The organism is Janthinobacterium sp. GW822-FHT07A03, from assembly GCF_058798815.1.
This window is the reverse complement of record NZ_JBXAKW010000016.1, coordinates 52,311-61,848: the sequence shown is the minus strand read 5'-3', so window position 1 is coordinate 61,848 and position 9,538 is coordinate 52,311. Positions and strand designations below refer to the sequence as shown.

At 56.2% G+C, this 9,538-nt stretch carries 7 protein-coding genes and 4 pseudogenes; 4 read left to right on the top strand and 7 right to left on the bottom strand.

Annotated elements, in window-relative coordinates; all coding sequences use genetic code 11:
* Positions 1–109 precede the first annotated feature (109 nt).
* Positions 110–499, top strand: coding sequence for a hypothetical protein (locus AC1RJW_RS28615; protein ID WP_493047932.1), 390 nt, complete (start codon positions 110–112; stop codon positions 497–499).
* 398 nt (positions 500–897) lie between these two features.
* On the opposite strand, the pseudogene AC1RJW_RS28610 reads toward AC1RJW_RS28615, so the two are convergent.
* From AC1RJW_RS28610 to AC1RJW_RS28595, 4 genes and pseudogenes are all read right to left on the bottom strand, one after another.
* Positions 898–1,167 (bottom strand): annotated as a pseudogene (locus AC1RJW_RS28610) (IS66 family transposase); the annotation flags it as partial.
* 82 nt (positions 1,168–1,249) lie between these two features.
* Positions 1,250–2,835, bottom strand: a pseudogene (tnpC, locus tag AC1RJW_RS28605) (IS66 family transposase).
* 29 nt (positions 2,836–2,864) lie between these two features.
* Positions 2,865–3,212, bottom strand: a complete 348-nt coding sequence (tnpB, locus tag AC1RJW_RS28600; protein ID WP_493047931.1) for an IS66 family insertion sequence element accessory protein TnpB — start codon at positions 3,210–3,212, stop codon at positions 2,865–2,867.
* A 19-nt stretch (positions 3,213–3,231) separates the two neighbouring features.
* Positions 3,232–3,360, bottom strand: a pseudogene (locus AC1RJW_RS28595) (ATP-binding protein); the annotation flags it as partial.
* 299 nt (positions 3,361–3,659) lie between these two features.
* On the opposite strand from AC1RJW_RS28595, the gene AC1RJW_RS28590 reads away from it, so the two are divergent.
* The 3 genes and pseudogenes from AC1RJW_RS28590 to AC1RJW_RS28580 form a co-directional block, all read left to right on the top strand.
* Positions 3,660–4,730: a hypothetical protein gene (locus tag AC1RJW_RS28590; RefSeq protein WP_493047930.1), complete on the top strand. Its 1,071-nt coding sequence runs from the start codon at positions 3,660–3,662 to the stop codon at positions 4,728–4,730.
* Between the two features lie 23 nt (positions 4,731–4,753).
* The gene (locus AC1RJW_RS28585; protein ID WP_493047929.1) at positions 4,754–6,151 is read left to right on the top strand and encodes a S1 family peptidase; all 1,398 of its coding nucleotides are present in this window, start codon (positions 4,754–4,756) and stop codon (positions 6,149–6,151) included.
* Positions 6,152–6,835: 684 nt separating this feature from the next.
* Positions 6,836–7,908 (top strand): annotated as a pseudogene (locus AC1RJW_RS28580) (IS3 family transposase); the annotation flags it as partial.
* A gap of 129 nt (positions 7,909–8,037) precedes the next feature.
* On the opposite strand, the gene AC1RJW_RS28575 reads toward AC1RJW_RS28580, so the two are convergent.
* The 3 genes from AC1RJW_RS28575 to AC1RJW_RS28565 all read right to left on the bottom strand — a co-directional run bounded on the left by AC1RJW_RS28575 (position 8,038) and on the right by AC1RJW_RS28565 (position 9,017).
* Positions 8,038–8,289 (bottom strand): hypothetical protein, encoded by a 252-nt coding sequence (locus tag AC1RJW_RS28575; protein WP_493047928.1) that lies wholly within the window; start codon positions 8,287–8,289, stop codon positions 8,038–8,040.
* A gap of 8 nt (positions 8,290–8,297) precedes the next feature.
* Positions 8,298–8,585 (bottom strand): hypothetical protein, encoded by a 288-nt coding sequence (locus AC1RJW_RS28570; RefSeq protein ID WP_493047927.1) that lies wholly within the window; start codon positions 8,583–8,585, stop codon positions 8,298–8,300.
* Between the two features lie 87 nt (positions 8,586–8,672).
* Entirely contained in the window at positions 8,673–9,017 is a 345-nt protein-coding gene (locus tag AC1RJW_RS28565) for a hypothetical protein (RefSeq protein WP_493047926.1), read from the bottom strand.
* Between the last annotated feature and the right edge of the window lie 521 nt (positions 9,018–9,538).

The following is a 9,538-nucleotide window of genomic DNA, read 5'->3' as shown; positions in this document are numbered from 1 at the left end:
AGAGCTGGCGCGCCGGGCTCAGGAAAGCGGCGCTAACTAAACGATTGGCTGTGTCTGGTTATACGGGGGCAAGATCAATCTGAACTTATATCCAATACGAGGTAGCCCAATGGAACATCCACTCCCTCCTGTTATGAGGTTAGATGCATTAAAGAGCGAGGTCCTCGACAAAGGGCCGTCGGCTGCTCTGCCATGTCACTTGTCCGATCACTGGCTAAACTGCGTGGCAGAAAGTTTAGAACAGGTGTTAGAGGTGCAAACTAGTGAATCTGGGCAATATTTAGCAGGACCGTTAGCGCTGGTCGCTCACCTATTGCTCGGTCGTTCCTCACTGAGTGAATTTGAAGTCAGTGACACTCTTCTATATAAGTATCTTCGTACCTACTACATAGAAGTGTCCATTGAAATTCTCAATCGCCGCACAGATGTTCGAATTAAATCAGCCACGTTACAGACAATTTTTACTGATCGAAAATTGACTTCAGTCTTTGCCCAGTGAGTCCGTCGGCTTGGGCCTGCTGGCATTTATAGATTTAATGTTAATAGCGAAACAATACCGAGGTGCGAGTGGCTCCTTGGCGGTCATAAAGGCTTTTGATTTGATCATGGATTATGGCTCGTGCATCGGCTCGGAAGTGGGAGCGTTGATGGTTCACTAGCTCCTTCTTCAAACTGCCCCGGGAGTTTTCTAGTAAGCGTCAAGGCAGCGCCGTCTTTACGAGAGCTGCCCGTACCAGCATGATTCGAGGTTGAGACACAAATCGGTTGTGTCCATAAATTTCGATTATGGACACAATAATTCAACCGGGCCAACGCCCTTCAACACGTGGCAGGTATGGGAAGGCCAAAAACCGTGGTGCACGCCGGACCTCCAGACCAGATCTCAACGGACGCAAAGCCGTCTTCAAACAGTGCATTGAAGCCGGCGTACGCGTCGGCCTGCAAGGCCCCTTCAAACCTGGCCAGATGGGTCTGCGGATGGATCCCCTTGCGATCCGGCGAGTAGGGGAACCACACTGCCGGCGGGGCCGTATCTGCAGCGGGCCGGTTGTCGCGCACATACATCCTCAGTCGGTCGGTTTTTGTCTTGCCGTTGCCGGGCGAGAGCACTCGTACCGGCGTGTCGTCGGCGTGCAGTTTTGTGGCCGCCAGTACGTGTTTCCGGAGTAAGCGTAAAGCCAGCGCCGTCTTGAACCCGACAATGAATTAGAAGATGATGGCATCACACCGCTGGGAAGCGGCGTGTTGTTTAAGCCGAAGGGAGCTGCGCGAAGCAGTTCCAGGGCAGGAAGTCGTCGACCCGATTGACCGGATGATCGGCGATGTGGGTCATCACATGGCGCAGCCACGCTTCGGGGTCAACACCGCCCAGCTTGGCCGTGCCGATCAGCGAGTAGACGGCGGCGGCATGCTCGCCACCGCTGTCGGCGCCAGCGAACAGGTAGTTGCGCCGGCCGATGGCAACGCCGCGCAGCGCCCGCTCGGCCGCCGAGTTGTAGATCTCGATGATGCCGTTGTCGCAGTATCGCAGCAATGCCGGCCACAGATTGAGCGCGTACTGGATCGCCGCCGCCGTGTCCGACATGCGCGACAGCTTTTCAAGCGTAGCGCGTAGCCAACTGCCGAAGTCGTCGAGCAATGGCCGTGATCGTTGCTCGCGCACCTGCTGTCGTTCATGCGGAGGTTTGCCGCGTATCTCGGCCTCGATCACATACAGCTCGGCGATCCGGCGCAGGGCCTCGGTCGTGATGGCCGACGGTCTGGCTGCATGCAGATCGTGGAACTTGCGGCGCGCATGCGCCCAGCATGCCGCTTCCTGTCTGGTGCCGTCGACATAGAGTGCATTGAAACCGGCATACGCATCGGCCTGCAGCACGCCCTTGAAGTTGGCCAGGTGAGTTTGCGGATGGATGCCTTTGCGGTCCGGCGTGTAGGCAAACCAGACCGCCGCCGGCGTGGTGTCGCCGGAGGCGCTATCGTCACGCACGTAGGTCCACAGCCGCGCTGTTTTCGTCTTGCCATTGCCCGGCGCCAGCACCGGAATTGGCGTGTCGTCGCGTGCAGCTTGGCGCCAGCGAGCACATGGCGCCGGATCGCGTCCACCAGCGGGCGCAACAAGGCGCTGGCGGCACCAACCCAGTTCGCCAGCAGCACTCGCTCCAGTTCAACCCCTTCGCGGGCATAGATCACCGACTGCCGGTACAGCGGGAGATGGTCGGCAAACTTGGCCACCAGCACATGTGCCAGCAACCCCGGCCCGGCGATGCCGCGTGCAATCGGTCGGCTTGGCGCGGGTGCCTGCACGATGGTGTCGCAGCACTTGCAGGCCAGTTTCGGACGCACGTGGCGTATCACTCGGAAGCTGCCTGGTATCCACTCCAATTGCTCGGCGACGTCCTCGCCCAACTGGCACAGTGCGCCATCGCATGTTGGGCAGACTTCGGGCTGTGGCTTGTACACGCGTTCGTCGAGCGGCAGGTGCTCCGGCAGCGGTTTGCGCGCCGACTTGGTGCGCGGTGCCTTGTCTGCTGGCGGGCGCTCGCGCTCAGCCTCACCCTCGGTCGCTTGCAGGTCTTCCAGTTGTAGTTCTAGCTGTTCGATCTGATGGTCCAGCTTCTCGGATTTGCGACCGAATTGCATGCGACGCAGCTTGGCGATCATCAGTTTCAGATGCTCGATCTCGACCTCGGTCGTCGTCAGTTGCGCGCGCAGTCCTGACACCAGTTCGTCGTGCGCCGCGATGACGGTGTCGCGCTCACGCACCGTCTGCTCGACCGCCAACAGCAACGCCTTTAGGGCATCGATGTCGTTGGGCAAGTCGGCTGAATTGAGCATGGGCCAAGTTTACGCGAGGGCGCCGACGTTTACAAGGCCGATTGTGGTTGCCAGGTGCTCACCGGCTGGCGCCAATCGATGCCTTCGAGCAGCATCGACAGTTGGGCCTGCGTCAGCGTGACCGTGCCACTGCTGGCCTGCGGCCATATGAAACGGCCCCGCTCAAGCCGCTTGGACAGCAAGCAAAGGCCGTCGCCAGTCCACCACAGCAGTTTGATGATATCGCCGCGCCGGCCACGAAATACAAACACATGGCCATTGAACGGATCGGCCTGTAGCGCCGTCTCGACCTTGGCCGCCAGGCCGTTGAAGCCGCAGCGCATGTCGGTGATGCCGGCGACGATCCAGATCTTGGTGTGGGCCGGTAGGCCGATCATGGCAGCAGCCGCTGCAACACTAGGTGCAGCACGGCAGTGTCAACGGCGCCTTGCGCTGCATGATGCGGTCCAGGATCGCGTCGGCGATGGTGGCGTCGCCGATCCAGGCATGCCAGTGTTCGACAGGCAACTGACTGGTAATGATGGTGGGGAAGCATCAAGTTTGAGTTGATCGTTACCGGCGAGAACCTCAGGTTTGGAAGAAAGCTCTCCTAAGTGCCCCTCTAAAGGCTCCACGCCCCCTATTTTTTTGATTGCTGCGCCTTTAGGCGCTTGTGACTCACAAAGCCCACTACGCAAAAATCCCGTTCTGTTGTTTTTTAGGCACTGTGACAATGCGTGTATTTCCGGCAGAAATTGAGGCCTAGAGTGTCAGAGCATTCCTACAACTGTTGTGCCGAATCCGAATTCCAACATATCGCAAGTCTCGCCAAAAATGGAGCAAACATGGACCGCACTTCGCAGAAGGCCAATTGTCCGCATACTTGTTTGAAGTCCTTTCGTCATCTGAACCGTGCGGCCGTATGCACTGTTGTCTTAGCACTTGTAGGATGCGGCAGCATACCGAACGCAACAGTCTCCTACTACCATGCTCAAAGCAAGGTCTCCTTTAAGGTGGTTCGAACAGTAATTTGTGATGCCAAAAATTTCCCCATTGTCGCCAATACCGTCACGCCCACGGTCACTCACTGGGCAGATCCGAATCAGGCAAATGAATTCGCGCTCTCGACGATACGCGGAACGTTTGTCGATTCAGACGTCAAATTCGAACTTTTCGACGACGGTCGACTGAAGGCGATAAATGCATCAATGACTGGTCAAGGTGACGCGGCACTAAAGGCAGCAACCACACTGGCCGGTGCACTGATCGCGTTTTCTCCCTCAGATGTGGCAAGTGGATTTCCAAAGGAATGCGCTTTTATCAAGGAACATGGTGGTGGGAAGCCGATTAGCATCGGATATGACGATTCCATCGATTTGACGAAAGGAAAGGACAGCCAGGCCATCAGACCAGACCCTGGCAGCGCCTTCTACGCAGCTGCCGTTGAGCCAGCAATCGGTCAAGTTTGCGCAGTAGTAGGCGCCAAAGGAGCGCCGGCCGCGCCTGTGAATAAGGGCACGCAAGGGCTTGCAGGACTAAAAGCTCGGCAGCCGGGGTGGGCCGAGGTGGCGGTAAAAGTAAGAATGCATGGCGGCTGCAGTTCGCCGCCGCTGTGGGAGGGTCGAGTCACAGTTGCCCAATTCGGCGTGGACTACACGTTGCCCATTCCGGCTCCGACGCCTTTTGGAAAACAGGTCTTCGGCGCCGCATTTTCAGATTCCGGTGCGCTTACAAGCGTTCAGTACATCAGCAATAGTGGTGCTGCTCAAGCCATGGGCGGAATGAGTTCACTCGTCACAATTGCCGGGGGCGAAACCACTGCGCAGAAAGCTGCAGAGGCAAAAGCCGAATCAGATCTGATCGTGCAGCAGCAGCGACTTGTCCTGTGTATGGCAGATCCAAAGAACTGCAAATAGCGGGAGTATCGAGAGGATTCAAGATGAACCTAGTCTCAGCTGCACTGATCATTGGATTGTCGATGATGCCGATATTAGGTATTGCAAGTGACGTCGTGCTTACGCTCGTGGGCGACAGTTCTGTCACAGCGAAGCCGGGTGTGGGTGATCCGATAATCGAGAAGGGAAATTTGACAGCGGATGTTCGTGCGTCAGGGCGAGAAGATATTACCAGCTGCGAAAAATACGGCACACGCAGCAGCGCAATCGGAAAAGCTATCGTTGAACAACTGGGATCATCCACGGCAACTTCTCTTAGTTATCGCCTGGATACAACAGCTCGTGCGAATGGTGGGCACTACAGGACAGGGACTTGTATTGCTGGTCGTCGAATAGGATTTAGTGGCCATGACACTGAAGCCGCAGTCGATTCAGTTGCAAGTGCGTTAGTCAAAATTCGCTTTGAAGGGGGTAGGCCAAATGTTCCGTATTTTGTGAAGATCTCGCGGGAACAAGATGGCGCAGCGCAGATCAGTCAGCTCACCGGTCCAGATGGAAAAGTGGTAAACCTGTCGCCAGATGATAGTCCATATCCAGTTATCCTTAGTCGACCGGGCCAGGACTACTTCCTTCGCACGACTATCTCAGCCAATGCCCGCAATAGAGGAGGCTGCTGTAGTGATCAGGCAAAGGCCTCAGCGGTTCTCTCCGTTTCAGTAGAGGCCGCGCCGCTACTATTCGGTGGCCGTCAGACGGGCTTCATTGTTGGTGGCCGCCAAACCGAAGCATACAAGAACGTCGCTGTCATCCTGCTTAATGGTCTTCCTCACTGCACGGCCACCATGATTTCTGCACGCACTTTGGTGACAGCTGCTCATTGCGTCGAAGGGCATATGACTAAGGAACGGCTGGCTGCAGGAAAGGTGACTGCCGTGTTCGGTGCGGTGTACACTCAACCGCTGTTTCAACCGATTGAAATAGCCGAAGCCATTTATCCAAACGTGGGCGAAATGGTGTTTGACCGTCAAACACTCCGTCATGACATCGCCGTTCTGTACCTCAAGAACGCCATAACTAGCGCACAAATTAAGCCGGCAGCACTTCATGAGGGGAAGCCCTCGTGGAGTCAAATCAAGACAGGCAGCAATAAATTAATCTTTGTGGGGTTCGGATACAACGTTATCGACAATGAGAAAGTCGGCATTGGAATCAAGCGCGAAGCGTCTTGGGCGATTTCGGATTATGATGACCTGGCAATCTCGTTTTCGACTCCCGGTACAAGTACCTGCATGGGGGACTCCGGTGGCCCTGGTTTTCTTGAGAACGCGCAGTCGCTACTGCTTGCGGCAATTACGTCAGGTGGCGACCAAGCATGCACCGCCGGTTTTGATACCCGAGTTGATGCGTATTTGGCGTGGCTTCGACCACAAATACGGCAATAAGGTGCGTGGTTGGGTGATGCCGCCCTGAATGGCGTGCGTGAACAGCTCAAACTTTCCCAGGTACGTGATGGCAAGGAAATTTGGATCCTGGCCGTTTCAATATCCGTCCGGGGCTCAATACCTGTCGTTCAGCTCTTTCGCCGCCTAATCGAATACGCTTGGGCCGACAACGTTCACATTACTCGATCAAAAAGAGGGATCCTGAATCACAGGCCTATCTAACGCCTCCAAGTGTACGTATAGTTTACTTTGGCCCGCGCTTGGGCCAGGCCGTCGGTTTCAAGGAGGGCCCACAGTATTCGATATCTCGAGTACGCTCCAAGAGCGAGCAATCCGAAAAGAAGCTCATTAATGCTGGCGAAGTAGTCGGCTCCGGGTGGGAGTTAGTCAATCCTGACCAATGTCTGCGTCTCACGGTCCAGCGTCCGAAGTCGGTCTTGGACAAGCAGGCATATCCAGCTCTCTCTTTGAGGGTGATCCATGCGCGCGAACGAGATACGCCAGTGAATCGGAAGCCCATCGAGTAGAAGTTAATCACCGACTTGCCGGTCGCATCCCGGCGCGAGGCAATTGAAAAACTTGATTGGTATGCCATGCGCTGGAAAATCGAGACGTTCCACAAAATTCTGAAATCTGGGTGTAACGCGGAGGAGTCTCGACTGCGCACGGCGGAACGGCTCGCCAAGCCGGTCGGTCGGCATCGGCGAATCAGTGCTGCGCCGCTGGGTGCAGCAGCTTCAGTTAGAGCGGCAAGGCATCACGCCACAGAGTAAGGCAATGACGCCTGATCAGCAGCGAATACAGGAACTCGAAGCGCCCATTGAGCGTCTCGAGCGGGAGAAGTCCATTTTAAAAAAGGCTACCGCGCTCTTGATGTCGGAAGGGATCGAACGTACGAGGTAATCGATCAGATTTGTGGTGACGAATCGATCGAGTTGATCTGCGCGGTGTTCGACGTAGCACGGTCATGCCTGTATGCATATCGGGAGCGCGCCCGCCACATTGATGTTGAGCGCATGGCATTGCGTAGCCGTGTGCACGCGCTGTTCGTCGAGAGTCGTAGTTCGGCGGGAAGTCGCAGCATCATGGGCATGATGCGCGAGGAAGGCACTGCAATTGGCCGCTTCAAAGTCAGTCGTTTGATGGAGGAATTGAGCCTGGTCTGCAAGCAGCCTGGCAGCCATGCCTATAAGCAGGCCTCTGTGGAGCGGGTCGATATTCCGAACCACCTCAATCGTGAATTTACAGTGGAGGCGCCAAATCAGGTCTGGTGCGGGGACATCACCTATGTCTGGGCGCAAGGCCGATGGTATTACTTGGCCGTGGTGTTGGACTTGTTCGCGCGCCGCGCGGTGGGCTGGGCATTCTCGCTACGGCCCGACGCTGACCTTGTTGTGCAAGCGCTGGAAATGGCTTACGAGCAGCGAGGGCGACCTCAGGGACTACTTTTTCATTCGGATCAGGGTAGCCAGTACGCCAGTCGAAAATTCCGTCAGCGCTTGTGGCGCTATCGGATACGACAGAGTATGAGCCGTCGGGGAAATTGTTGGGATAACTCCCCGATGGAAAGGCTGTTCCGCAGCTTCAAAACGGAGTGGCTGCCGTCAACAGGTTACATGACGGCACAAGAAGCACAACGGGACATCAGCCACTACCTGATGCACCGGTATAACTGGATACGGCCACATCAATTCAATGAGGGATTGGCGCCGGCCGTCACCGAAGAAAAACTTGACGTAGTGTCCGGGATGGGTTGACCACTACACCCCCCCATCCTGCCCATGCTTCGCTCATTTCCCACTTTCCCTTCTAATTTTGCTCAGCTCCAGGCGATCTCAACTAGCGCGGCTCTCACCGCAACCCTGGCTGGCGTACCTCCATGAAACCTACTTCATCGGCGGAAGGGTCTTATGCCGCATCCACACATCGAACTCGGATTCGGTCATTCCCATCCAGGCAGAGATACTTTTCCCCATTCCGTCCATGGCCTGCTGGTATGCCAATTCGAACGCACCCGACGCTGCTTCGGTTGATTTGAAATGGCCACCTCGATACCAGGACGTCACCGAGGTGACGTCGCGCAGACCGCCATCGACGACGATCCCTTGGCGCATTTGGCGCTGTGTGGTGTTGGTCATATCTGCTCTCAGCTCGCCTCGGGGCAATCGACCACTACCTTGCGTCCCAAACGCGCCTCAATTAGCACAGGGACGGCAGCCTTTGGAAGCTTCTCCCACACCATCAGCTGAACCCCTTCTTCGGGCTGCTCGCCGTTCTGCTCGAGTAAGTAGATCTCGCGGTTGTAGTCGTGATGATGCAACGCGTCCGATGGAAAATCACCGACTAGCTTAAAGGAATGTCGGACCGACATAACGTTCCCAGGTAAGTCCATTGTGCTGGCGTCCGCGGCTCCACCAATATATAAAATATCCATCGTCATCCTTCTCTCTGGTCGACACCATGCCGACGCTGTTAGCGCCAAAGCCGCCCCGTGGGCGGCTCGGTAACTAGGCTACGCGCACTATGGGCGCGATCGAGCTTCTGCCTCATATTCGGCTTGCAGCCGCTCATACTCGGACTCCGTGATCTCGGCCCCACGCGGAGCGTGATGCATTAGAAAATAGGAGATGGCCTGTTCGCGGTCATAGCGAGCATCGAACGACTGCGTTGGAACCTCCCCGATCTTATGTTCCCACTGGTTGAGGACGAGACGATTGTCCGCACGGGTGATGTCGATCCACATGTCGACGTCCCATCCAGTTCGCTTTTTCACGCGCCCACGCCCGCCAGTCGTTTCCCTGATATTAGGCACGGCCGGATAGCGGTAGACTGTTCTACTCTGTGCATCGTGTACGAACTTGAACATGAATTTTCCCTTGGCCTATTTGCCACGAGCTTAACGACCGCCACGACAACCGTCAACCACGAGCAAGATATGGACCGGATAGCCGCCAGACTCCCCGTCGTCGTCGGCGCGTGCCGCGCGGGGCTGGCAACGGCCATCACCATCTGCTGGCCCACCTGCTTCAGCAGCTCGGCGCCTTCCTGACCGCACCACAAGGTCGACGGGCGCCGCGAAAAATTCCTTGTTCCGTTTCCTCGGCAATTGTGTCGGCCAAGGAAAACTCACTACAAGAAGCAGTGCTTCCGAGACGGCACGCTGTTCCGAAGGCGGGCAAGCGACGCCGAAAAATACATTTGACTGCATCGGTCGAATTACTTTGCATCCCTGAGACTGTTATCTGTATAGGGTTGGAAAACCCATTAGAGGAACCGAATGCTGCTCTGAATCACAGTAGGAAAATTCGCGCACCTGCTTACGCCGTCGTGAAGGTAACTCTCCCATCCAGCCGGCCTATAGCAAGGTGCTCAACTCTCAGGGGTGAC

Bases quoted from the DNA above. Each gene is read 5' to 3' on its own strand.
- AC1RJW_RS28615 (WP_493047932.1), top strand. From the start codon at position 110: ATGGAACATCCACTCCCTCCTGTTATGAGGTTAGATGCATTAAAGAGC.
- tnpB (WP_493047931.1), bottom strand. From the start codon at position 3,212: ATGATCGGCCTACCGGCCCACACCAAGATCTGGATCGTCGCCGGCATC.
- AC1RJW_RS28590 (WP_493047930.1), top strand. From the start codon at position 3,660: ATGGACCGCACTTCGCAGAAGGCCAATTGTCCGCATACTTGTTTGAAG.
- AC1RJW_RS28585 (WP_493047929.1), top strand. From the start codon at position 4,754: ATGAACCTAGTCTCAGCTGCACTGATCATTGGATTGTCGATGATGCCG.
- AC1RJW_RS28575 (WP_493047928.1), bottom strand. From the start codon at position 8,289: ATGACCAACACCACACAGCGCCAAATGCGCCAAGGGATCGTCGTCGAT.
- AC1RJW_RS28570 (WP_493047927.1), bottom strand. From the start codon at position 8,585: ATGGATATTTTATATATTGGTGGAGCCGCGGACGCCAGCACAATGGAC.
- AC1RJW_RS28565 (WP_493047926.1), bottom strand. From the start codon at position 9,017: ATGTTCAAGTTCGTACACGATGCACAGAGTAGAACAGTCTACCGCTAT.